Source organism: Acinetobacter puyangensis (assembly GCF_900096995.1).
GTDB classification, from domain to species: domain Bacteria; phylum Pseudomonadota; class Gammaproteobacteria; order Pseudomonadales; family Moraxellaceae; genus Acinetobacter; species Acinetobacter puyangensis.
Map to the genome: position 1 here is coordinate 106,868 of NZ_OANT01000006.1, position 23,749 is coordinate 130,616.

At 39.8% G+C, this 23,749-nt stretch carries 20 protein-coding genes, 1 pseudogene and 1 riboswitch; of the genes and pseudogenes, 10 read left to right on the forward strand and 11 right to left on the reverse strand.

From position 1 onward, the window contains the following. Positions 1–139: 139 nt before the first annotated feature. From CRO21_RS12325 to CRO21_RS12335, 3 genes are all read left to right on the forward strand, one after another. Entirely contained in the window at positions 140–1,168 is a 1,029-nt protein-coding gene (locus CRO21_RS12325) for a helix-turn-helix domain-containing protein (RefSeq protein ID WP_097079614.1), read from the forward strand. Positions 1,169–1,284: 116 nt separating this feature from the next. Then, positions 1,285–2,427: a cell division protein ZapE gene (zapE, locus tag CRO21_RS12330; RefSeq protein WP_228150439.1), complete on the forward strand. Its 1,143-nt coding sequence runs from the start codon at positions 1,285–1,287 to the stop codon at positions 2,425–2,427. Between the two features lie 166 nt (positions 2,428–2,593). Continuing rightward, positions 2,594–4,756, forward strand: coding sequence for a malate synthase G (locus CRO21_RS12335; protein WP_097079616.1), 2,163 nt, complete (start codon positions 2,594–2,596; stop codon positions 4,754–4,756). Between the two features lie 148 nt (positions 4,757–4,904). On the opposite strand, the gene CRO21_RS12340 is transcribed toward CRO21_RS12335, so the two are convergent. After that, entirely contained in the window at positions 4,905–5,465 is a 561-nt protein-coding gene (locus CRO21_RS12340) for a lytic transglycosylase domain-containing protein (RefSeq protein WP_097079617.1), read from the reverse strand. 182 nt (positions 5,466–5,647) lie between these two features. After that, positions 5,648–5,797, forward strand: a riboswitch (yybP-ykoY riboswitch). Between the two features lie 114 nt (positions 5,798–5,911). Here CRO21_RS12340 and CRO21_RS12345 point away from each other — a divergent pair. Then, on the forward strand, positions 5,912–6,487 hold the full coding sequence (locus CRO21_RS12345) for a TMEM165/GDT1 family protein (RefSeq protein ID WP_097079618.1): 576 nt from the start codon (positions 5,912–5,914) through the stop codon (positions 6,485–6,487). A gap of 53 nt (positions 6,488–6,540) precedes the next feature. Here the strand turns inward: CRO21_RS12345 and CRO21_RS12350 are convergent, their stop codons facing one another. Both CRO21_RS12350 and CRO21_RS12355 read right to left on the reverse strand, forming a co-directional pair. Next, a complete protein-coding gene (locus tag CRO21_RS12350; RefSeq protein ID WP_097079619.1) occupies positions 6,541–7,545 on the reverse strand; it encodes a cation diffusion facilitator family transporter in 1,005 nt (334 codons plus the stop codon). 296 nt (positions 7,546–7,841) lie between these two features. Further along, positions 7,842–9,238 (reverse strand): annotated as a pseudogene (locus tag CRO21_RS12355) (amino acid permease). A gap of 371 nt (positions 9,239–9,609) precedes the next feature. On the opposite strand from CRO21_RS12355, the gene cysD reads away from it, so the two are divergent. The 3 genes from cysD to CRO21_RS12370 all read left to right on the forward strand — a co-directional run bounded on the left by cysD (position 9,610) and on the right by CRO21_RS12370 (position 12,625). Beyond that, positions 9,610–10,518 carry a sulfate adenylyltransferase subunit CysD gene (gene cysD, locus CRO21_RS12360; RefSeq protein WP_097079620.1) on the forward strand — a complete coding sequence of 303 codons (909 nt, stop codon included), beginning with the start codon at positions 9,610–9,612 and terminating at the stop codon, positions 10,516–10,518. A gap of 31 nt (positions 10,519–10,549) precedes the next feature. Beyond that, positions 10,550–12,178, forward strand: a complete 1,629-nt coding sequence (gene cysN / locus CRO21_RS12365) for a sulfate adenylyltransferase subunit CysN (RefSeq protein ID WP_097079621.1) — start codon at positions 10,550–10,552, stop codon at positions 12,176–12,178. A 78-nt stretch (positions 12,179–12,256) separates the two neighbouring features. Then, the gene (locus tag CRO21_RS12370) at positions 12,257–12,625 is read left to right on the forward strand and encodes a 5-carboxymethyl-2-hydroxymuconate Delta-isomerase (RefSeq protein WP_097079622.1); all 369 of its coding nucleotides are present in this window, start codon (positions 12,257–12,259) and stop codon (positions 12,623–12,625) included. A gap of 7 nt (positions 12,626–12,632) precedes the next feature. Here CRO21_RS12370 and CRO21_RS12375 read toward each other — a convergent pair whose 3' ends face one another. Then, a complete protein-coding gene (locus CRO21_RS12375; RefSeq protein WP_097079623.1) occupies positions 12,633–13,106 on the reverse strand; it encodes a CinA family protein in 474 nt (157 codons plus the stop codon). Between the two features lie 206 nt (positions 13,107–13,312). On the opposite strand from CRO21_RS12375, the gene CRO21_RS12380 reads away from it, so the two are divergent. Both CRO21_RS12380 and grxB read left to right on the forward strand, forming a co-directional pair. Then, a complete protein-coding gene (locus tag CRO21_RS12380; RefSeq protein ID WP_097079624.1) occupies positions 13,313–13,597 on the forward strand; it encodes a putative quinol monooxygenase in 285 nt (94 codons plus the stop codon). A 25-nt stretch (positions 13,598–13,622) separates the two neighbouring features. Then, entirely contained in the window at positions 13,623–14,258 is a 636-nt protein-coding gene (gene grxB, locus CRO21_RS12385; RefSeq protein WP_097079625.1) for a glutaredoxin 2, read from the forward strand. A 189-nt stretch (positions 14,259–14,447) separates the two neighbouring features. On the opposite strand, the gene CRO21_RS12390 is transcribed toward grxB, so the two are convergent. Further along, positions 14,448–14,756 (reverse strand): hypothetical protein, encoded by a 309-nt coding sequence (locus tag CRO21_RS12390; protein WP_097079626.1) that lies wholly within the window; start codon positions 14,754–14,756, stop codon positions 14,448–14,450. Positions 14,757–15,123: 367 nt separating this feature from the next. On the opposite strand from CRO21_RS12390, the gene CRO21_RS12395 reads away from it, so the two are divergent. Continuing rightward, on the forward strand, positions 15,124–16,194 hold the full coding sequence (locus CRO21_RS12395) for a Gfo/Idh/MocA family protein (RefSeq protein ID WP_228150441.1): 1,071 nt from the start codon (positions 15,124–15,126) through the stop codon (positions 16,192–16,194). A gap of 172 nt (positions 16,195–16,366) precedes the next feature. Here the strand turns inward: CRO21_RS12395 and CRO21_RS12400 are convergent, their stop codons facing one another. From CRO21_RS12400 to CRO21_RS12430, 6 genes are read right to left on the reverse strand one after another with little or no spacing between them, the layout of a single operon-like run. After that, positions 16,367–16,984 carry an NIPSNAP family protein gene (locus CRO21_RS12400; protein ID WP_097079627.1) on the reverse strand — a complete coding sequence of 206 codons (618 nt, stop codon included), beginning with the start codon at positions 16,982–16,984 and terminating at the stop codon, positions 16,367–16,369. Continuing rightward, the gene (locus CRO21_RS12405) at positions 16,981–18,735 is read right to left on the reverse strand and encodes an FAD-dependent oxidoreductase (protein WP_097079628.1); all 1,755 of its coding nucleotides are present in this window, start codon (positions 18,733–18,735) and stop codon (positions 16,981–16,983) included. Before CRO21_RS12405 ends, CRO21_RS12400 begins: the two co-directional genes overlap by 4 nt. 4 nt (positions 18,736–18,739) lie before the next feature. After that, positions 18,740–20,509, reverse strand: a complete 1,770-nt coding sequence (locus tag CRO21_RS12410; RefSeq protein ID WP_097079629.1) for an FAD-dependent oxidoreductase — start codon at positions 20,507–20,509, stop codon at positions 18,740–18,742. A 4-nt stretch (positions 20,510–20,513) separates the two neighbouring features. Next, positions 20,514–21,341, reverse strand: a complete 828-nt coding sequence (locus CRO21_RS12420; protein WP_171294048.1) for a sugar phosphate isomerase/epimerase family protein — start codon at positions 21,339–21,341, stop codon at positions 20,514–20,516. Then, the gene (locus CRO21_RS12425; RefSeq protein WP_097079631.1) at positions 21,331–22,146 is read right to left on the reverse strand and encodes a shikimate dehydrogenase family protein; all 816 of its coding nucleotides are present in this window, start codon (positions 22,144–22,146) and stop codon (positions 21,331–21,333) included. The genes CRO21_RS12420 and CRO21_RS12425 overlap by 11 nt, the downstream gene beginning before the upstream one ends. Positions 22,147–22,178: 32 nt before the next feature. After that, on the reverse strand, positions 22,179–23,534 hold the full coding sequence (locus tag CRO21_RS12430) for an MFS transporter (protein ID WP_097079632.1): 1,356 nt from the start codon (positions 23,532–23,534) through the stop codon (positions 22,179–22,181). Between the last annotated feature and the right edge of the window lie 215 nt (positions 23,535–23,749).

The following is a 23,749-nucleotide window of genomic DNA, read 5'->3' on the forward strand; positions in this document are numbered from 1 at the left end:
ATAGAAAAGATATACGGGCAGGATAAGACAAAAAAACACTTGCCACCATGATCGAATTGACATAAAAGTTGATCATTTCGGCAAGGTGATGTCGAGAAATTGTGTATAACATGGAAAAGTGGCAAATGGATAGGTCGCAATGAAGCGTTCAATTATGGGACTCATGTATCTGATACAAGGCATGCAATCGGCAGGTGTCAATGTGCTATCCCGATTAAAAGAAATCGGAATTTTATCAGATCAATTAACGCCTACAGCACTGATACATCGTGATCTGGAATGGCAGATACAACAACATATTACTCAAGGACTTGATCCTTTTTTAGGGTTAAAGGTCGGACAGCACTATACGCTAGCAGGCTATGGCCCTTTCCTCATGTTTCTGATGACCGCAGAACATGTTGAACAGGTCTTACATCAGGCAATGCAATATCAAGGCTTAACCTACTTATCCGGAAAACTATCTTATGAGATTACAAAACAACATCTTATCTTACGTTATCAGCCGCTTGATGTGCAGGATGTGGTCTCGCAATTTCGCATGAATTCTGAAATTTCGGGCACTTATCGGTTTATCCGGGATATTTATACCATGTCCGGCTTGCCCAACTATGACATTGATGTTTATTTGCCAATAAGCCAGCCCACACAAACAGAACAATTACAAGCCTATCGCAATTATTATGGCGAAAATCTATGTTTTGGCTGGTCTTGTGCCGAGTTTTGGATTGATATCAGGATTCTTAGTCATCGTTTAAGCAGTGCCGATGTGATTATGCATGAGGTGTATCGTCAGCGCTGTGAAGAAGAGTTGACGAGAATGAATATGTCATCATCTGACACAGATCGTCTAAGTGAGCAAGTTCATGATTATTTATTGCTGCAACGTGAGGTGATGCCGAATCTAACTGCAATTTCACGGGCATTGAATATTCCTGAACGTACTATTCGTTATCAGCTGGCAGCGCATCAAAGTTCATTTCAACAGATTAGACAAAGTGTGATAAAGCAAAAAGCCGAACTTTTGCTCAAAGAAGGGCAATATACCATCGAAGAGATTGCACGTTCACTTGGCTATGCCGAAACTGCATCATACAACCATGCCTTTAAACGCTGGTATGGGATGAGTCCAAAACAGTTTCAGGCGATACATGCACATGAGGTATAATCCGATAAAACAGGTTTGCCCTGACATATAAGTTGCTTTCACTAAAGTTGGATTCTTTTTACAAAATAATGCGTATAATATCAAGCTATGTTCAGCCAATGAAAAACTTATCCAATATGAACAATATATACTCGACTGAAGTTTTATCTCCTGCCATGCGTTATCAACAGGCATTAGATTCCGGACAATTTACCCCGGATGTTGAACAGCAAAAAGCAGTGCAAACTTTGGATGAAGTATGGCAAGAGCTGATGCAACGCTACAAATCTTCCAAAAAGGCGTTTCGTCGTTTCCGCCGCCAAACTGCACCGGATGGTGTCTATATGTGGGGTGGGGTGGGTCGTGGTAAAACCTGGCTGATGGATCAGTTTTTTGATTCGATTCCGTTTCGCCGTAAAATGCGTATGCATTTTCATCATTTTATGCAGCATGTGCATCGGGAATTAAATAAACTCTCAGGTCAGCGTAATCCGCTGGATATTGTGGCAGATCAAATTTATCGTGATGCTGTGGTGATTTGTTTTGACGAGTTTTTCGTTTCCAATGTGACTGATGCCATGATTCTGGGTGATTTATTCCAGAAACTGTTTACTCGCGGTATTACACTGGTGGCAACTTCTAATATTGCACCGGATGGCTTATATAAAAATGGTATTCACCGCGATCGTTTTTTACCGACCATCGAACTGGTGAAAAAGCATTGTACAGTTTTAAATGTGGATTCAGGGGTTGATTATCGACTGCGATTATTAAAACAATCACAATTGTTTAAATCGCCACTGAATCGTGAAAATGAAGCATGGATTGAAGAGCGTTTTAATACCTTAACGTCAACACAAACTGTGGTTCGTGAATCGATTTTAATTAATCAGCGTATTGTTGCCAATCGTGCACATACAGAAGATGTGCTGTGGTGTGATTTTTCCGAATTGTGCCTAAAACCGCGCAGTCCAGCAGATTTTATTGAAATTGCTAATACATATAATACCGTATTAGTGAGTAGTGTTCCGCATTTAACCGATCAGTTATCTGATGGAACACGACGTTTTATTTATCTGGTCGATGAGTTTTATGATCGCCGGGTAAAATTGATTTTGACTTCGGAAGACTCGATTCTTCATCTTTATCAGGGTGAGAAATTGGCATTTGAAATTGAACGTACCCGTTCACGTTTATTAGAGATGCAATCGGAAGAATACCTGAATACCGAACACCGTTTGTCTGAGTCAAATAATACAGAGCATCAAAAGGTGATCTGAGAATAAACATGTTGTGTCTTGGCACCAAAATTTGCAAAAAAATCACTATTATTTTTTTGCAACATGTTTATTATTTAGAAATGGAATAAAAGTATGCAGATGTTTTTTCATCGGTATACTAACAGGAACCTATTTGACTTAAAGTAGCCAACAGTTAGGAAGCACAATGACCGAACGTATTCAACAAGGCAAACTTGCAATTGCCAAAGAACTTTATGATTTTATTGAAAATGAAGCACTCCCAGGTACGGGTATTGACAGTGCAACATACTGGAAAAACTTTGAGCAAGTCGTTGTAGATTTAAGCCCTAAAAACAAGGCGCTTTTAGAAAAGCGTGATGCGATTCAAAAACAAATTGATGAATGGCACCGTAACAACAAATTTGAATTAAATGCTTACAAAGCATTTTTAACTGAAATTGGTTACTTACTACCCGAAGTAGAAGATTTTCAGATTAGCACTGAAAATGTCGATGAAGAAATTGCCTTATTGGCTGGTCCACAGCTGGTTGTACCTGTGCGTAATGCACGTTACTGCCTAAACGCTGCCAATGCACGTTGGGGTTCTTTATACGATGCCCTATACGGTTTTGATGTCATTCCGGAAGATGGCGGTGCAGAAAAAGGTAAGGGTTACAACCCAGTTCGTGGTGCAAAAGTTATTGCTTTTGCCAAGGACTTTCTGGATAAAACCTTCCCGCTTGCTCAAGGTTCTCATGCCGATGCAACAAAATACGCCATCGAAAATAATAAATTGGCAGTCAGCTTAAAAGACGGTACAACAACTGCGTTGCAACATGAAGCACAGTTTGTTGGTTTTAATGGTGATGAAACAAGTCCAACAGAAATCGTGCTGTTAAATAACGGCTTACATGTCATTATCGAGATTGATGCCAATAGTGCAATCGGTCAGACAGATGCAGCTGGTGTTAAAGATTTGGTATTGGAAGCAGCAGTCACCACCATTCAGGATCTGGAAGATTCAGTTGCCGCAGTAGACGCCGAAGAAAAAGTTGAAGGCTATCGCAACTGGCTGGGTCTGATGAAGGGCACACTCGAAGAAAAAATCGAGAAAAATGGTAAAACAGTGACTCGTGCCTTAAATAAAGACCGCACTGTTAAAAACCTGATTGGTGGCACCACCACTTTACACGGTCGTTCTTTGATGTTGCTGCGTAATGTCGGTCATTTGATGACAAACCCAGCAATTCTTGTTAATGGACAAGAAATTTTTGAGGGTATTCTGGATGCGTTAGTAACTTCATTACTGAGTTTCGCTGACATTAAAGGTGAAAACGAAAATAAAAACTCACGTAAAGGTTCGATGTATATCGTTAAACCGAAAATGCATGGTCCGGAAGAAGTTGCTTTTACCGTTGAGTTATTTGAACGTGTAGAACAGGCATTGGGCTTACCAGCAAAAACGCTGAAAGTCGGTATCATGGATGAAGAGCGTCGTACCTCAGTAAATCTGAAAAACTGTATTGCACAGGCTAAAGACCGTACCATCTTTATCAATACCGGATTTATGGACCGTACAGGTGATGAAATCCATACCTTTATGGAAGCAGGTCCATTTGTTCGTAAGGGTGAGATCAAGGGACAAAAATGGTTCCCGGCTTATGAAAACCGCAATGTTATGATCGGTCTGGAAACAGGCTTGCGTGGTAAAGCACAAATCGGTAAAGGCATGTGGCCAAAACCGGATATGCTGCTGGATATGTACAAAACCAAAATTGAACATCCAGAAGCTGGCGCAAGCTGTGCATGGGTACCATCACCATCTGGTGCCGTGATTCATGCTATTCATTATCATCAATGTAATGTGTCTGAACGTCAGCAGGAATTGCTGAAAACTCAGCCTTTACCGCTTGATGACTTGCTGACACCACCTTTGGCCAGCGATATCAACTGGACAACAGACGAAATCACCAAAGAACTTGAAAATAACTGTCAGGGTATCTTGGGCTATGTTGTGCGCTGGGTAGATCTGGGCGTAGGCTGTTCTAAAGTGCCGGATATTAACAATGTCGGCTTGATGGAAGACCGTGCGACCTTGCGTATTTCTTCGCAACACGTTGCAAACTGGTTGCGTCACGGTATCGTAACGACTGAACAGGTTGAAGAAGTGCTGAAACAAATGGCGAAAATTGTTGATGAACAAAATGCCAATGATTCTGCTTATACGCCAATGGGACCAAACTTTGATGGGATTGCATTCCAAGCCGCTTCCGACCTGATCTTTAAAGGTGCAGAACAACCTTCTGGCTATACCGAACCTTTATTGCATGCAGCACGTTTGAAGTTAAAAGGTTATACAGGTGATTAATCCACATCTGTTTTAATCAAAAAACCGGTCTTTGATAAGATCGGTTTTTTATGGCGATTAGCATAAGCAATATACAATAGATTAACGATTACAAGAAAAGAAAGCATTCTTTTTTTTTAAAATTTACGATAGCTGCGCGCAATATGATTTATAAATTACGCTTGAGTTCTTTTTCAAAGTGTTTTACCGATTTAACGTATTTTCTCACTTTCCATCGTGTCCAGAAACTGGATTCATAACCAGTAGGTCCAACATTATAATAAGCAATGGCCTTTTTCCAGCTGCCGCCTTGGGCATGATAGGTAGAAAGGATATGCGCAGTACAATGGATATTAGTGCTTTCATTATAAAGATCATTACCACACACTTTTGCCCAGTAGCTTGGAATAATCTGGCCCAGTCCCACAGCACCCGTAGATGAACGTGCATTGCTATTAAAGTTTGATTCCTGCCGAATAATGGCAGAAACCAGTCTTGGATCAACATCATAATGATCAGCACTATTGATAATCATGGGAGAGAGCCGATTCGCCTGATATTGAGGTACTGCATATGCTTTTTGTAATCCGGCAGATAATTTATCTGCCCGTTTGGCGACAGGACCACCATGCGGACCTAAGCTGGCACAACCTGTTACGACAAGTGTAGAGGAGAGTAAAAAGGCTTTAATACTAAAGTTGAGATTCACATGACACCCTTGATTTATCATTTATGATCCATGATTTATTTTTTCACAAAGCGAAACTGAGTCCAAATCACTTTCTGATGGTAATCAGCGAATTGTTTTCCGTCAAATCCTTTTGGGGAATGTCTTAAATATAAACATCCCTAATGCAATGATCGCTTCTGGCTTAAAAAGATAAGGCAAAAGAGATCAAACTCATTTATAATAGACGCATCTTTGGGGAGTAGCCGCACGCTATAACGTGACAAACGTCAACATACTTGTTCAAGCTCATTCTATGGGTGAAAACATGGCGTTTGTATCTTGTTGTCAATCTGAGTATTTTTTATTCACTTGACAACCTGACTGGCAAGACCATTGACACTATTTTTGTCGTCACCGATGCATAGCCTTTTCGCCATTGCATGGTAGCTTTTGGCTGGCAAGAAATAGTTGTCAATTGTCTTCAATTGCCAGCCAGAGTATATTTTATGGAAGCATTTTTAATCTCCACAGGTCTAGTCGCTCTCGCAGAAATGGGTGATAAGACACAACTGCTTGCTTTACTTCTCGCTGCCAAATTCCGTAAACCTGTTCCCATTATTCTTGCAATTTTAGTTTCTACTATTGTCAATCACGCATTGGCTGCGCTTGTTGGTCAATGGCTAACCGGGCTGGTCAGTCCTGATGTGATGCAGTGGATTCTTGCCATCTCATTTATCGCCATGGGTATGTGGATGCTGATTCCAGATAAGCTAGACGATGAGTCGGAAAGTGTGAATCGCTGGCAAAAATATGGTGTGTTTGCGACCACATTCATTTTATTTTTCCTTGCAGAAATGGGGGATAAAACGCAAATTGCGACCGTCGCTTTATCTGCCCGTTTTGATCATCTGATTGCTGTAGTTATGGGTACCACAGCCGGTATGATGATTGCCAATGCACCGGCTGTGATTATTGGCGATAAAATGGCAAATCGCTTACCGATTTCACTGATTCATAAAATTGCTGCGGCGATCTTTTTTATTCTGGGTCTGATCATCATTGTACAAGCGTATATAAATTAATTTTCAAATAATATTAAAAAAGGATGGGTGCTAAACGCCTAATCCTTTTTTATTTAATGTTGGTGCTGCTGTATATGTCCATCATGTGAATGTTGATCGGGTGTATGATCATGCTGCTCGTTTTCCATTGTACAGTTATGGATATGTCCATGATGATGTGAAGCTGTTTCTGTCTGAATGGTGATGTGTTCAATGCCAAGATCCAGCATATTATGTTCTATCTGATGTAATAGAGTTTGCACATCTGCCATTTGCATAGTGTCATCCACCACAATATGACAAGACAAAATATAGCGTTTACTGGTTAAGCTCCAGATATGTAAATCATGGACATCGATAATATTCTCCAACTGCAAAATATCATGTTTAATTTTTTCAGGATTGAATTGTTCCGGTGTACCTTGCATTAGCACATGCGAGGCTTTTACCGCAACGAGGTAACCACTACGTAATACCAAAACTGCTACGATAATACTGGCCACGGTATCGGCCCAAAACCAGCCAAAGAACAAAATACATAAGGCCGCAACAATTGCACCGACGGAACCCAGTAAATCACTTAATACATGTAAAAATGCACCCCGCATATTCAGATCATGTTCGGTATCACTGCCTTTAAACATCATCCAAGCAACAAAAATATTAATGATTAATCCAATCACACTGATGCTTAACATACCTTGTACATCAATATGCTGTGGTGTTTGAAAACGCAGAATGGCTTCAATAAAAATATAAATTGCTATGGCAACCAGCGTAATACCATTTAAAGCCGCGGCCAGAATTTCAAAACGTTGATAGCCAAAACTTTTTTGAGTATTACTATTTTTTTGTCCAATAAAAACCGCAGCCAGTGCAATGCCCAGTGCCACCGAATCGCTGAGCATATGACCAGCGTCAGAGATGAGCGCCAAACTATTGGTCAGATAGCCACCGACAAATTCTACCAGCATAAAAATACTGATCAGCAGGAAACTAATGATTAGAACTTTTTTATTGGCAGGGATATGACTATGATCATGCTGGTCATGATCATGTGAATGTCCATCGAGACTCATAATACACACCTTAGTAGTGTTGGTGATTTCATGCTGTTATCGTTTGATAGGATAAATATAGACTTGTCAAATACATCTTCATTATTGCAAGCATATTCATTCAACCTTAATGATAAATTGCATATCAAGCTAAGTAAATGTTTTTTAAGTAATAATGGTATGTTATAAAGTTGCAATATTGGTAACAAGACTATGCAAATGATCAAGGATTCTGCCTGAAGATAACTGACAGTTAAAGGGAAATTAATTGATATATTGCGTAACCTACAATCTGATTAGGCAATATATCAATATTTTTAGTGTTTAGTTTTTTTCACAGAAATAAAATAACTGATATAGCACAGTGCAACAATCATCAGACAACCAATAAAACTGGCACGCATATTGGAATCGGTTGCCATACTCAAACAGGTTAAGACACAGAATATTCCACCCAATATCGGTGTAAGCGGATAAAGCGGTGCAGCAAATTTAAGTTGCGAAACAGTATGGCCAGATTTATACCATTGTCGTCTAAAGTTGAACTGACTCACGCAAATGGAAATCCAGACAATGACCATGGTAAATGCTGCAATATTCAATAAATTGGTAAAGATCACTTCGGGGGCATAAAACTCGGAAAGTAATCCTGGGATGGCACCCATCATGGTGACACATATTGCAATCATCGGTGTACCAGTACGACTCAGGCGGGAAAAAACTGCCGGAAGTTTTTGTGTACTGGATAAAGACCATAACATACGCGAAGCTGCAAACAACCCTGAATTTGCCGCAGAAAGCAGGGCAGTAATGATCACAAAACGAATTAAATCTTCTGCATAGGGAATACCAATGCGGGAAAACACACTGACAAAAGGACTATGACTTAAACCATGCGTATCGTTGACTGCGGTGGCTTGATAAGGCAATAAAGCACTGACAATAATAATAGTTCCGACAAAAAAGATCAGTAAGCGCCAGATTGCTGCATTAATAGCACGTGGGATATTTTTTTCCGGGTTTTCTGTTTCACCTGCTGCAACACCGATTAACTCTGTACCGGAAAAGGCAAAGTTAACCACCAGCATTGTGGCAAAAATGGGCCAGAAACCTTCCGGGAACCAGCCATCTTTGGTGAGATTACTCAATAATGGCGCAGTATCATAACCCTGCATCGGTATGATGCCGACAATTGCAGCTGTACCCAGAATAATAAAAAGTACAACTGTTGCCACTTTTACCAGTGCCAGCCAGAATTCGGCTTCGGCAAAAAATCGGGTTGAACTGATATTGAGAAAAAAGACAGTCGCAGCAAAAATCACAATCCAGATCCAGATGGGAACATGCGGAAACCATTCCTGCATCAATAATGCGGCAGCGGTAAACTCGGTACCTAAGGTCACTGTCCATGTGAGCCAGTACATCCAAGCCACCATATAGCCTGTAGCAGGATTGATATAGCGACCTGCGTATTCCCCAAATGAACCGGCAATCGGCATATGTACCGCAAGTTCACCCAGACACAACATGACCATATAGGCGATGAGTCCGCCTAGTGCATAGGCCAGAATCGCTCCAATTGCGCCTGTTTGCGAAATGACTTCACCAGAACCCAAAATAGTCCAGTTCCGATCGCACCACCTAATGAAATCATCACAAGATGGCGACCCTGCATAGAACGTTTAAGTTGTGGCGCTGGTGTAGTCATACACATATCGAACTATTTTAATAAAACCGGCTATTCTAGGTCCAAGTGCATTCAGAATAAAGTTAAATTGTCAAAAATAAAATTTGCCTGCTTAAATAATAAATCTTTGCTATACGATCAAACTGTTACATTGCGTGAGTGAGGTCTGCTAAATTCTTTTTATAAATAAGCAATATAAGCATAAATTATTTCATTTTTTTATATATTGATATAAAAAAATATTATAAGAAATCTATTTCATTCATATATCTGAATATTTCATAAAACTTAATTCATATTTACATCGCTAAAAATAAGATTGATCTAGTTATCAAAAAGTTAGTCGATTGTATGCTAGAATGCAGGGCTGAAATTTAACGTTATAGCTAGAGTCTGCAATGTCTGATGAAAGATTAACCCACCTTAAACAGTTAGAAGCTGAAAGTATTCATATCATACGTGAAGTGGCGGCCGAATTTGACAATCCAGTGATGTTATATTCAATTGGCAAAGACTCAGCAGTCATGCTTCATCTGGCCATGAAAGCATTCTATCCAGCCAAACTTCCATTTCCGCTATTGCATGTCAATACCGGCTGGAAGTTTAAACAAATGATCACTTTCCGTGATGAAATGGTCAAGAAGTTAGGTCTGGATCTGATTGAATATAAAAATCTGGATGGTATCGCACAAAATATCAATCCGTTTGATCACGGTAGTTCCAAATATACCGATATCATGAAAACTCAGGCCTTAAAGCAAGCATTGGATAAATATAAATTTGATGCTGCTTTTGGTGGTGCCCGCCGTGATGAAGAAAAATCCCGTGCCAAGGAACGTGTTTATTCTTTCCGTGATAATAAACATCGCTGGGATCCTAAGAATCAGCGTCCGGAACTCTGGAATATTTATAACGGTAAAGTCAATCAAGGCGAAAGCATCCGTGTATTCCCATTGTCCAACTGGACCGAACTGGACATCTGGCAATATATCTATCTGGAGCAAATTCCGATTGTGCCATTGTACTATTCAGCTAAACGTCCTGTAGTAGAACGTGATGGCACCTTGATTATGGTTGATGATGAACGCTTCCCATTAAGAGAAGGCGAAGTACCGGACATAAAATCGGTACGTTTCCGCACCCTTGGTTGTTATCCATTGACTGGTGCAGTGCAATCCGAAGCGGATACCTTACCTGAAATCATTCAGGAAATGCTGTTGACCACAAGTTCAGAACGTCAGGGTCGTATGATTGACCATGATGAAGCTGGTTCAATGGAAAAGAAAAAGCAAGAAGGCTATTTTTAGTCTAAGTTTCTAAATTAGGTGGAGCAAAAACATGTCTCATCAATCCGAGCTGATTAGCCAGGATATTTTGGCGTATTTAAAACAGCATGAACAAAAAGACTTACTCCGCTTCCTGACTTGCGGAAATGTTGATGATGGTAAAAGTACGCTGATCGGACGTTTATTACATGATTCCAAAATGATCTATGAAGATCAACTGGAAGCAGTACAACGTGATAGTAAAAAAGTCGGTACACAAGGTGATAAAATCGATCTTGCCTTACTGGTCGATGGCTTACAGGCAGAACGTGAGCAGGGCATTACCATTGATGTCGCTTACCGTTATTTCTCAACCGAAAAACGTAAATTTATTATTGCCGATACCCCGGGACACGAACAATATACTCGTAATATGGCGACAGGTGCATCAACTTGTGACCTTGCCATTATCCTGATTGATGCACGTTATGGTGTACAGACCCAAACTCGTCGTCATACCTTTATTTCGGCATTACTGGGTATTCGTAATATTATTGTTGCGATTAACAAGATGGATTTGGTTGAATTTTCTCAGGATAAATTTAATCAGATTCAGGCGGATTATCTGGAATTTATAAAATATCTGGGTGACCGTGCGCCAACAGAAATTCATTTTGTACCGATTTCTGCATTAAATGGTGATAACGTGGTTAATCCATCGGAAAATACGCCATGGTATTTTTCAGGAGAAAATCAAGGTAAAACGTTGATGAATATTCTGGAAACTGTGCAAATTGCCCATGACACCAAGAAAAAAGATTTCCGTTTCCCTGTGCAGTATGTCAATCGCCCAAATCTGGATTTCCGTGGCTTTGCCGGTAATATCGTATTAGGTTCGGTCAATGTTGGTGATGAAATTGTGGCTCTACCTTCGGGTAAACGCAGTTCAATCAAAGAAATCGTGACTTACGATGGCAATTTGCAACATGCATTTGCCGGTCAGGCAGTCACTTTAACTTTAAATGATGAAATCGACATTAGCCGTGGCGATATGATTGTTCATCCGCGGGCATTGCCACAGGTTTCCCGTGCAGTACGTGCGACCGTGGTCTGGATGAATGAACAACCCTTGGTTAAAGGTAAATTATATAATGTCAAGGTTGGGGTGCAAAATGTACCGGCTAAAGTCAGTGAAATTAACTATCGTATTGATGTCAATACACTGGAAAAAATACCGGCTGAACAACTTGAACTCAATGCCATTGCTGATATTACGGTAGAATTTGACCGTCCAGTTGTATTTGATAACTATCTTGACAGCCGTTATACCGGTGCCTTTATCTTTATCGATCGTCTAAGCAATGTCACCATTGGCGCAGCGATGATTGAAGATACTGCACAATTGTCTAATAAAGAGCAGGCTGTAAGTAGTGAAGAACGTGCAGCACGTTTGGGACAAAAACCTGCGGTATTGGCGGTAAATGCCGAAATCTTCAAGCAAGCGCAGCAATTGGAACGTGCTTTGCTGGAAAATGGTATTGTTGCCTTGGCAAAAGCAGGCCTGGATGCACAGCAGGTTGATCTATTACGAGAAACTGGTTTGACCATTATTGTAGATCAGGTTGATTTTGCTGATTCCAGTATTGATGCGACAACACTTGATGTTGCAGTACAGAAAATTCAGCAGCTGGTTCAACTTTAAGTTTAAGTCAACAGTAAAATTAAACCCGATGCTGAATGTATCGGGTTTTTTTATCTATAAAATACAAGGAAAATATGTATGCCACATGTCATTGTTGAACAATCTGCAAATATCAAAAAACTCAATGCAATTGATTTATTGACAAAAATTAATCAAACTTTATTTGCGACCGGTAGCATCGCCCAGCGCAATGACATCAAAGCACGTCTGCGAGTTGATCAGGATTTTGTAATTGGTGCAGGACATAATAATCAGGCTTATATCCATGTCAAAATATATCTACTGTCTGGCCGTACACTTGAGCAAAAACAACAGATAAGTCACGATGTATTGGATGTATTACAACAATTTGAAGATTTTGATGCCAATCAGCTAGAAGTTCAATTATGTGTTGAAATCATCGAGATGGACAGGACAGTCTACCAAAAACAGCTTAAGGCTTTCTAAAATAGATTTAAGCTGAAATAATCTGTAAAACTTCCTTAGCCACATTTTCAGTCAGTTGATTTAAACGATCAAGCGGGGAACCTCCAATAAAATATCGGAATGAAGAAATGTTCGCTTGATATAAAATCGAAATAAAAAATGTACCTTCCGGTTTTTGTGAAGATTCGCTACCACCAGGTTTAAGTAAACCGGTACAGGCCACAATCACATCAGCTTCAGTAAATAATTTTTTACCCTGAATTGCCATTGCATCAGTGACTTGTGCAGACTCCGCGCTATATTCTTCAATTAAAACAGGATCGACTTTTAAGATAGAAATTTTGATACTTGGATCGTAACTGACCAATCCACCCAATAAAATATCAGCACCGCTATTTTTGTAGATAGAAAATTGGCTACTGAGATAGCCGGAACTGGCACTTTCGATAAAGGCAATGGTCAGCTGATGTTGTTCTAAATAATCACAGCATGGTTTTAGCATGGTTTAAATCTCTAATCTATTGAACACAATAGAATTTTATTTAAAAGTTATGTAATTTTAATGCTTAAATATATCAGATTTTGAATGTTCAAAAACAGTTAATATTGTATTGAATAACTTAAAAAAACATAAAATTGATAGAAAACAACATCCAATTGGATTGTAATGAAAATCATCTATTTATCTTTATCATAAAGTATATAACCATGATTGTTTTAAATGTTTTTTTAAAAGTGAAACCTAATGCAAGACACCATTTTCTGGAACTTTTCCATGAAATTATTGAAGAATCCCGCAAAGAAGCTGGAAATCTGCATTATCAAATGGCTGAAGACATCTTGCAGGAAAATACATTCTTATTAATCGAACATTGGAAAGATGAACAAGCCATTGAATTTCATCATACAACACCACATTGGGATAAACTCGTTTCATCAATTGATGATTATCTTGCAGCACCTACAGTACTTAAACAATATCAACAGAACTGAACATTTAAATTGCTAAGGAAAAATGATGAAACTTTTTATCTATCAACATTGTCCATTTTGTTTACGTACCCGCATGATTTCTGGTTTTAAAAATTTAAATATGCAATATCAAGTGATTATGGAGGGTGATGCCGAAACACCTATTCGCATGGTCGGTAAAAAAGTGGTGCCCATTTTACAAAAGGATGATGGAACCTATATGACAGAAAGCATGGATATTGTGAAATATCTGGATCAATTTGGTGAAGAAAAATATACGCATGAGCCTCAAAATAGCGAAATAAGCGAATGGTGTGAGCGCGCAGCAGACGATATTTTTAAGCTAGCCATACCTAGATTTACCAAAGGACAATTTAAAGAAATTTCTACACCCGAAGCACGTCAATTTTATCGTGAGCGTGAAGCAAAAGCTTTTGGTGATCTGGATCAATTGATTGTAGATACCGAGCTTTATTTAAAACCGACTAATCAAAGCCTACAACAACTTGAGCCAATTCTTGCTAAGCACAATCGGATTGATCTGGACGACTTTAAATTATTTCCTTTATTACGCTCATTAACAATTGTAAAAGGTATTGTATTTGGTGAGCAGGCACAGACATATCTGGATAATATACATGACAAGGCAAAAGTAGATTTGTTATTTGATCAGGCAATGTAGGGATCAATATAGTCAAATTATGATTTTAGGCCCAGAATCATTCTGGGTTTAAATTTTATAAAATATTTCGTATAATGTATATTATGTTAAATAAGATATCTATGACAGCACCCTACATATTGCGTTCCGCAATCAAATGTTGGTGCTGCACTTGACGGCTCGGTAATAAATTACCTCTCGCTACTCGACTTATTTATCAATCAATTCTCTGGTTGATTTTAAGGATTTATTCGAAATAAAAAGCAGTTGTAATTCATTAAGTGAATAATAAGTTTCTTCAACCAATATTCCATAACTCAACTGTCCAAATTCATCTAAATCAACTGTACAACCAGCGATTCTCCCAAACTTGAATCTTTCTAAATAAACTTCATTCATAAAATCGTCGTTTTTAAATGACTGTTTGTATTCTTCAAAACTTTGCTCAAAAGCAAGATCTCGAAAACAGACCTCTTTACCTAATAATTCCTGAACAGGTGTAAAATCCATAATAGCCATGATGATCTCCTTAATAGATTGTTATGGTAGTTTTTAAGATTTCATCATAAACTTATCATAAATTTTGGAACAATGTTCCATAAAATAAAAAGTTTTGTTAATATATCAGTTGGTACATGGATGTGCTGAGTATTACTCATCATAAAAATTTTGCATATAGATAAGCTTTTACAGCAATTATTTCATTGATATTTCAGTGAAGTACATGCTGATTTAGAAATGACTGTTAGGGATTGATACATTGAATTTCTGTTAGTTTTTCAGCAAAATTTAAAGATGGAGTCAGTTACATTCAGTCTGGAAGATTTAAACAAACTTACATTTTCTCTTTCCCCTACTCATCTGTCACAGCAAGGAGTTGCTTAAAATGACGATTAAAAAAATTGCCATCATTGGCGCAGGCATTATGGGTAAGCAACATGCTCAAACCATTCAAAAACATCCCGAAACTGAACTAATTGCAGTATGTGATCCATTTTCGGAAGCAATGGCACAGGAATTTCAAGTACCAAATTTTAAAGATCTGGAAGAACTTTTGCAGAGATGCAAATTAGATGGTGTTGTCATAGCAAATCCCAATCGCTTCCATGTATCTACTGCGATCGAATGTATGCAATATGGTATTCCCTGTTTACTGGAAAAACCGCTGGCTTTAAATACTGAGGAAGCATTACAGTTAATTTCCGAACAAAAAAAACTTAATGTTCCAATTTTGGTCGGCCATCATCGTCGCCATAATAAAATTATTCAACAGGCTTATGATCTTATTCAACAAGGCATATTAGGCAAAATTAATACATTTAATGCATTATGGACAGTTTATAAACCTGATAGCTATTTTGAAATCGAATGGCATCGTAAGTCCGGTGCCGGTGTTTTAGCGATTAATTTAGTCCATGATCTGGATTTGATGCGTTATTTAAATGGTGAAATTGAATCAGTACATGCCATGACTTCACACCACAACCGAAAATTAGAGGTCGAAGATACAATTTCTATTTTAGTTCGCTTTAAAAATGGGGCGCTAGGCACACTTCTCGCTTCAGATGCCGCAGTTTCGCCGTGGGGTTGGGATCAAAATACCGAGGAAAATAAAACAAGTTTCGCATCTTCACCTGATCAAAATTGTTATTTTATCAGCGGTACCGAAGGTGCATTGAGTGTTCCAAATCTGGAATATTGGCGCTATCCTGATGACTCGACAAAAAGCTGGTCTACGGCATTGATTAAAAAGCAGCAGTTACCCAATAAAGATGAAGATGTCTATATGAATCAGCTTTCGCATTTTATTGAAGTCAGTGAAGGAAAAATTTCACCTCTTTCTTCTCCCGAAGATGCGATTAGAAATATTCAATTACTGGAATGTATTGAAAAATCTGCACGAGAACAACGTACTGTGCATATTGAACCATTACAATTTTTAGCTGCTACAGCATAATTACCTATACAAGAGGAACTTTTGGGTTCCTTTTTTATGATCTATTAAATATTTATTTATCACAAAATATGATCCATATATAAAAAATATACTTTAATTTTTTTATGGTAAGTCACATTTAAAAGCCAGTCTTTGATTTAAAAACTGGCTAGATTGCAATTGAGGACTTGGATTATTTCAATGGTGAAACAGCTGTGGGTAAAGCAATCATTGATTTCATTTCATGGGTAAGCCATTGTGGTCCGCCTTTAGGTGGCCAAATACCATCCGCAACCGATTTCGCACGGATTTCGGAACGTTCATTTAAAGATGTATATGGCCAGATACTTACAATACGCGGATTACCGTCCAGCGCATACATGGCAATCGTCAATTTGGAATATTGGGTACGTGTCGGTACGGCATTTTTCCAGGCATCGAGGACATGTGGAATACCGCCATGTTTTAATTCATAGGTACGGATTTCATAAACCGGGCCAAATTCACCTAATTCTACTTCAGGTAAAAAATCAAATCCGGCAAAATGCTCTACAGAATAACGGATAATATGTTCTGGACTATTGAATAAATTTTCCTGTTCGGCAAGACGCTGATTTTCACTTTCCTGATCGGCTTGTGAATTAAACCCGAGAAGAACGACAATTTGATTCAGTTGACCAATATCGGAAAAGAACACACCTAATAATGTAGCTTTGGCATTTTCTGCCTGATAAAACTGTTGAATACCCTCTGCGACGGATCCGGCGGTACCCATTTTGATGGTGATATTGATAAGTTGATAAAGTTTCATGCTGATTTGTACTCCTGTGCTAAACTTTGGGGTGGGTTGAGTTGCTGATTCGAAGAAGATGTTGTCTGGTTGAGTTTCCCGGCTGCAAATTGTGCAATACGCCAAGCAAAAACCATCCCCGGGCCTAATGTTGTTCCCGGTCCCGGATAAGTTCCTTTAAAAATTGAAGATAAATCGTTTCCACAAGCAAATAATCCGGGGATGACCTGTTGCTGGTCATCCAATACACGGCCAAACTCATCACCTGCAAGTCCGGCACTGCTAGCACAATCCATAGGAATGACGGGTAGCGCATAAAATGGTGGTTGTTGCAATTTACCCAGACAAGGATTCGGTTGAATCTCTGCATCACCATTAAAACGGTTCATCACACCAGATCCCTTCGCAAAATCGCTATCTTCACCTTTGTCCACCAAATGATTAAAGCGTTGTATTGTTTGTGTTAGACCTTTGGGATTAATGCCTGTTTTTTCTGCCAAAGCTTGTAAGGTCGGGGCAGAAAACAAATATTTTTCCTGTAAAAAATAATTCAGTTTTTTTGCGCCCGGTAAGACAAAGCCAAGCCCATATTTTTCAATCGCGGTGTGATCACAAATCAGATAAGAAACGATTTTATTTTTGCCCACATTACTTTTGATCTGAGCCATACAAAAATCGTGATAGGAATCTGCTTCATTAACAAATCGCTGCCCATCCGGATTAACGGCAATAACGCCCGGTTTTGCCCGGTCTAAAATAATATGTGGCCAAATTGCTTTATAGCCATTTTTATGGGTATGAATAGAACAGGGAAAATACAACACACTACTGTCTACAGAAGGATCAAGTTTTGCACCAATATGCATGGCTTGTGTTAAACCATCAGCAGTATTAGATACTGGTGCCAGCGAATCCTGAGTTAAACCTTGTGGAAAAAGTTGCTGCCGAATTTTACTGTTCCAGCCGATCCCGCCTGTAGCAAGTACAACACCCTGCCGTGCTTTAATGGTAATCGGCCCTTTTTCAGTCATGATTTTTGCGCCAATGACTTTGCCCTGTTCACAAATTAATGTTTGTAAAGGCGCATTGAACCATACAGGAACTTGCTTTTGTTTTAGGTTATAAAACAAACTCCCGACCAGCGCATTGCCCATAACCAGACGTGTGCCTCGGTTAAAACGTAATCTAGAAAGGAAATAAGGCAAAACCACCTTTAATGTCGTAATAAAATTACTGGCAGACGAAAATGGATTTAATAACGACGTTAATTCATTGCGGTTAACCATCATTCCACCCAGCCCCATAAATTCCGGACGTGGTGGACGTACATGTCTAAAATCTTTACCTAAAAGACTGCCATCAAATTCGGCGGGTGCAAGTGCACGACCGCCAAAAGCCTCCCCGGGCTGATTTTTAACATAATCAGGATGGGCCAGACAGGCATTTAACTTTACACTGGTTTTTTCATCCAGATCGCGAATCATCTGAGGACTGGATTGTAGAAAAGCCTCTCGTAGTGATTCTCCACCACGTCCGGCCACTACTGCTTTTAAAAAAATACGGGCCTGTTCAATATCATCCGGGACACCCGCTTTAGCGCTTAGATGAGAACCGGGTGCCCAGATTGTGCCTCCGGATGTTGCGGAGGTACCACCGACCTGATCTGTTTTTTCACAAAGCAGGACATCCAGACCATTAAGCTTGGCAAATAATGCAGCGGACATACCCGCTGCTCCGGCACCAATCACCAGTAAATCGACCACTTTTTCCATGTGATTATCCTTTTGCATGTTGTATTTGATTTAAATGGGCTTGTTTAGCTAGGTCTAAGCCAGCTAAATAACCAAAGGTCATGGCAGGCCCTAAGGTAATTCCACCACTTGGATATTGACCACCCATTATGCTGTTCATGTCATTACCGACTGCATATAAACCTTGAATAGGAAGATGTGTATGTTTATCCAGGACATTGCCGTCCAGTGTGGTATGTAATCCGGCAAAGGTGCCCAAACTACCAGGTACAATCTCTATGGCATAAAAAGGCGCATTTTCAATCGGTGCGATACACGGGTTCGGGAAGTGCTCACTATCCCCCTGTGCTTTTTGATAAGGCGTGGTTCCGCGAGCAAACTGTGGATCTTGCCCGTCTTTGGCAAAATGGTTGTAATTTTCTACAGTTTTTTGAAATTGCTGGATCTCAATACCACATTGTTGTGCCAAAGCTTGCAGTGTATTGTCAGATTTTAAATAGCCATTATCCAGCCAAGGTTGTATCGATAATGGAAATGGTTTGACTGCCCCCAGACCATAACGACGAATAAACTTATGATCGCAAATCAACCAACAACGTACCAATTCACCTGTTTTACTATGATTAAATAAGTCCTTAATAAATGCAGGATAAGAATCTCCCTCATTGGTAAAGCGTTGTCCATTGGCTAAAACAGCAATTAATCCGGGTTTGCCGCGTTCCACCAAATGAGGAAAACGACCCAATGTGCCATCCAGACGTGGCATCAGTGAAACCGGCGCCCAAGCACCTGCCGAAGGCAATTGTTGATCAACTTCTCCCCCTACTGCTTCTGCCAGATTCAAGCCATCACCAGTATTTGTCTCTGGTGCTGCCGAATAATGTGGTGTTCCCTCTGCGACATGTTTAAAAAGTTGTTTTTTTCTGGCTTCATCATGTGGAAATCCACCAGTTGCCAACACCACACCACACTTGGCATTAATTTGGACGATACCTTGCGGAGTGTTAAATAAAGCACCGGTAATTCGATTATTATCTTTAATCAATTCAATAGCCTTGTGATTGGCTAATAATTTTACCCGATAGTCCAATGCAGATTTTAACAGTCGTGCCACCAGAGCATTGCCATTAACGATTTGTGTTGAACGCTGTCTGAATAAAAGATCAACAAAATGACGAAGGACACGTTTGGTGGCATAGATAAAAGATGAAACATGACGAAAAGTATTTAGAAAATGTTTCATATCTACACCGGATGCAATTCCCATCCCCCACACGGTGGTTTCCGGAATTGCAGGCTTGAGCAAATGCAAATTGGGTCCCAACTCTCGCCCATCAAAAGGTGCAGCAACAATAGAGCGCCAACCAACACGAGAACCAGCGACATCAAAAAAATCAGGAACCGCAGTACCCATATTAAATTTGACCGAAGTTGATTTCTCAAAAAAATCAACCATCTCAGGTGCACGGGTTAAATAAGTATGAATTTTATTTTCATCATAATATTCAGCCAAAACCTGTTTAAGGTACTGTTTTGGCATGTCAATCGGTTCTGCCTGACCAGCTTTTTCTGCATGAGGCGTATTCGGTATCCATAACCAGCCCCCAGAAACTGCCGTTGTGCCGCCAAAAACTGTTGCCTTTTCTGCAACAATCACATTCAATCCTTGCGCTGCTGCGGTAATAGCAGTTGATAATCCACCCGCACCTGAACCGATGACCAGCACATCACAATGATGTATATGACGAATATGAGATTTAGATGTTTGAAAATCATGTTGTATTGACGCATTCATATCTTTACCCCGCCAATGTTTCCTGCTGAGTCTGAGCCACCAGTTGTTTCATGGCATCTAGATTGATTTGTGCACGTTCCAGTGCTGGTCGTTTCGCCAGTGTAGGGTTAGGAACTTCCGCTGCCAGCGTAATGTCTGGTGGTAACGCACGAAGCAATGCAATTAAATCAATTTCACCTTGGCCTGGTATCAAACGGTTGGAGCGTGCAATTTGAATTAGACCTTCATCTGAAGGGTCATATTTGGCCAGTCCATCGCAAAGTTGCACATAATTTATTTGTGCTGGGTTAAGCGATTTGATCTGTGCCAGGGTAGAATCGGAACGATCAAAATGTAAGGCATCAATCAAAATTGCTGCATTGTCCTGAGCAGATTGTTCAACGATAAATTTTGCCTGTTGCAAGTTCTTTACATTAGTCCAAGGCATAAATTCCAGATCACAACTTAAGCCATATTGTGCGCTGAGTTGACAAAACTCTGCATAGCTGTCAATTAGACGGCTTTGCTCAGGATCATTTCCTGCAACCAGAATATTTTTGGCATCGAGTTGCTGCGCTACATCTAGAAAACTCAAATAATCTTGAGGATTGAAATTAGGGGTAATCCGAATAATTTCGACATCTGCAACCTTTACTCCGGTATCCCGTAAGGCTGCTTTAGTTTCCTGAATGAGATGTGTATCCGTCAAAATTGGATAATCCTGTTCATTCGGAGCTGCCGGCAATAGGCGTAAACCTACTGCACTGTATCCACAGATCGAAGCAATTTTTACTGCGTCTACAGGTGTGACATCAGCCACTGTTAAAAAGGATAAGGAATATTTACGCTGCATCATGGTGATCCTTTTGATTTTCAAGCAAATAGGACACCATCAGATCACGAACCTGAGCAAACATATCTGTCCCTTTGACTACAGTGCACCCTTGCGTTAACGCATGACAAATGAATGGTGTATTTTCCGGACTGGTTACTACATCGGCCACCGCCATTTGTGCCGTAATCTGATTCAGTTGAAAGGCAGCAGAAGGATCACCATTCATGCCCATTGGGGTTGCATTGACCAGCACATCAAAACCCGTAGGATCATTATCATGCGCAAAGACTTTGGCTTTGCCTAGCTGACTGAGCTGTTCAACCAATTGTTGTTGTCGCTGGCGATCCAGTTCAAAAATGGCAAGTTCTGATACACCCGACAGTAAAAGCTCATAAGCAATGGCTTTACCTGCCCCGCCGGCACCAGCCAGTAAAACTTTTTTATTTTTTAAGATGATGCCCTGAGCCAGAATTGCTTGTACCATGCCTTTGCCATCTAGCATATCGCCTTCCCATCCTTGAGCACAGCGACGAATGGTATTAACAGCACCAATAAAACTTGCTCTTTCGGTAACTTGATCGCAGCAGTTTAAAGCTGAAATTTTATGTGGTACGGTGACAATCAAGCCATCTGTATTGAGCATATTTCCGCTGCTTTTGATAAAGTCAGCAAAATTATCCGGATGCACATCAGCAGGTGAAACAATCGCATTAAGTCCTTTATTGATGAGTTCCTGAGTTACCCCTTCTGGTGATTTCACTTGTTTAATGGGGTGTCCTACCACAAAATAGAGCCGTGTTGATCCATTTAATTGAATGTCCATTGATTCAATCTCCTTGTATATACATGTTTTAATTAAATTTGAGCGCTGTCGAGTTCACGTTGTTGCATTTTTTTGGGTGAATACAATATTTTCATCACCAGCAATGCCATCATGATGCCAGCAGTGGGTAGGCATAAAATTAGGAAAATTTTGTTGGCTGGCCAACCCAGACTGAGAAAGTATGCACCTGCAAATGCACTCGCTACCGCACCCAAGCGACCTATACCATGCATCCAGCTATTTCCTGTTGCCCGAGCAAAAACCGGATAGAATGAACTGGATATACTGTTAATGCCTGCATTTGCACCATTCATCCACATACCGATAAAGAAACACATGCCGCTATACAACATGAAGTTATGACCAACTTCACCAATAAAGAACATAAAGAAAATCGCAATGCCATAGCCAATTACCAGACCAATATGCGGGTTTAGTTTATCCATTAAATAACCACATGCCAGACAGCCAATCGGACCACCAAGTTGATAAATAGCGGTAATCAAGGATGCTTCACTAATGGTGAATCCAAATTCATGACTCATCATGGGTAACCAGCTACCTAATAAATACACTACAAATAAGCCGGAAGCATAACTCCACCACAGTAAAAAACTGCCAAGCACATAAAACGGACTAAGGACTGTTTTCACCGGATTATGAATGGTATTGGTTTTTGCTTTTGGTAAGACAAATTCTGTATTGCTGGTATTAAAATCAGGTGCCAATTTATGTACAATGGCATCAATTTCGGCTTTAGGATGTTTCTTTAATACCTTATATCCAATGGATTCCGGTAATTTAAACCAGGCAACAATAGCCAAAAGAATAGGTAATATTCCGCCAATGATCATCATGGCATGCCAGTTAAAATGAGGAATAACCCATGCTGCCAGAAATCCGCCAATTGCTGCACCAATTGTAAATCCGCTTAGAATCAGCGTTACCAGACGACCGTTCACCCGCATTGGAGAGTAATCTGTCACCAATGTCACGGCCTGAGGCATAACACCGCCCATAAATAATCCGGCTATTAGTCGGTAGATCATGAGTTCAGTTACATTGCTGGATAAGGCTGCCAGTAAAGTAAAAATACCAAAGCCCAGAAGATTGACCACTAATAAAATTTTTCGACCAAATTTATCTGCCAATGGGCCAGAGATTACCGCACCAAGTGCAAGACCTACTAATGCGGCACTCATAACAGGGGCCAGATCAGTGGTACTGATACCCCATTCCTGCTTAATCACAGGGGCCACAAAGCCCATAATGGAAATATCAATTCCATCAACGACGACAATCATGAGGCATATAAATATGATGAATTTTTGCAGAGGAGAAATTCGATTTTCATCGAGAAACTCCCTTAAATCTACCTGTTGAGTCATTTACTTGCTCCCTCAGCATTGACCAGATGATGATGCTTTTTCCGTGCATCGCTGGTTTTGTTATCAATTCAGGTTCATTTTTCATATGACCAATTGAATTTAATTTCATTGATCAAAACAATTCATCCAAAATTACATTTAAGATAGAATCTACAACTACTATAATGTGTTTTTCATACTTTTGGAACACTGTTCCAAAAAATATATCAGGATTT

Bases quoted from the DNA above. Each gene is read 5' to 3' on its own strand.
- CRO21_RS12325 (WP_097079614.1), top strand. From the start codon at position 140: ATGAAGCGTTCAATTATGGGACTCATGTATCTGATACAAGGCATGCAA.
- zapE (WP_228150439.1), top strand. From the start codon at position 1,285: ATGAACAATATATACTCGACTGAAGTTTTATCTCCTGCCATGCGTTAT.
- CRO21_RS12335 (WP_097079616.1), top strand. From the start codon at position 2,594: ATGACCGAACGTATTCAACAAGGCAAACTTGCAATTGCCAAAGAACTT.
- CRO21_RS12340 (WP_097079617.1), bottom strand. From the start codon at position 5,465: ATGATAAATCAAGGGTGTCATGTGAATCTCAACTTTAGTATTAAAGCC.
- CRO21_RS12345 (WP_097079618.1), top strand. From the start codon at position 5,912: ATGGAAGCATTTTTAATCTCCACAGGTCTAGTCGCTCTCGCAGAAATG.
- CRO21_RS12350 (WP_097079619.1), bottom strand. From the start codon at position 7,545: ATGAGTCTCGATGGACATTCACATGATCATGACCAGCATGATCATAGT.
- cysD (WP_097079620.1), top strand. From the start codon at position 9,610: ATGTCTGATGAAAGATTAACCCACCTTAAACAGTTAGAAGCTGAAAGT.
- cysN (WP_097079621.1), top strand. From the start codon at position 10,550: ATGTCTCATCAATCCGAGCTGATTAGCCAGGATATTTTGGCGTATTTA.
- CRO21_RS12370 (WP_097079622.1), top strand. From the start codon at position 12,257: ATGCCACATGTCATTGTTGAACAATCTGCAAATATCAAAAAACTCAAT.
- CRO21_RS12375 (WP_097079623.1), bottom strand. From the start codon at position 13,106: ATGCTAAAACCATGCTGTGATTATTTAGAACAACATCAGCTGACCATT.
- CRO21_RS12380 (WP_097079624.1), top strand. From the start codon at position 13,313: ATGATTGTTTTAAATGTTTTTTTAAAAGTGAAACCTAATGCAAGACAC.
- grxB (WP_097079625.1), top strand. From the start codon at position 13,623: ATGAAACTTTTTATCTATCAACATTGTCCATTTTGTTTACGTACCCGC.
- CRO21_RS12390 (WP_097079626.1), bottom strand. From the start codon at position 14,756: ATGGCTATTATGGATTTTACACCTGTTCAGGAATTATTAGGTAAAGAG.
- CRO21_RS12395 (WP_228150441.1), top strand. From the start codon at position 15,124: ATGACGATTAAAAAAATTGCCATCATTGGCGCAGGCATTATGGGTAAG.
- CRO21_RS12400 (WP_097079627.1), bottom strand. From the start codon at position 16,984: ATGAAACTTTATCAACTTATCAATATCACCATCAAAATGGGTACCGCC.
- CRO21_RS12405 (WP_097079628.1), bottom strand. From the start codon at position 18,735: ATGGAAAAAGTGGTCGATTTACTGGTGATTGGTGCCGGAGCAGCGGGT.
- CRO21_RS12410 (WP_097079629.1), bottom strand. From the start codon at position 20,509: ATGAATGCGTCAATACAACATGATTTTCAAACATCTAAATCTCATATT.
- CRO21_RS12420 (WP_171294048.1), bottom strand. From the start codon at position 21,341: ATGCAGCGTAAATATTCCTTATCCTTTTTAACAGTGGCTGATGTCACA.
- CRO21_RS12425 (WP_097079631.1), bottom strand. From the start codon at position 22,146: ATGGACATTCAATTAAATGGATCAACACGGCTCTATTTTGTGGTAGGA.
- CRO21_RS12430 (WP_097079632.1), bottom strand. From the start codon at position 23,534: ATGACTCAACAGGTAGATTTAAGGGAGTTTCTCGATGAAAATCGAATT.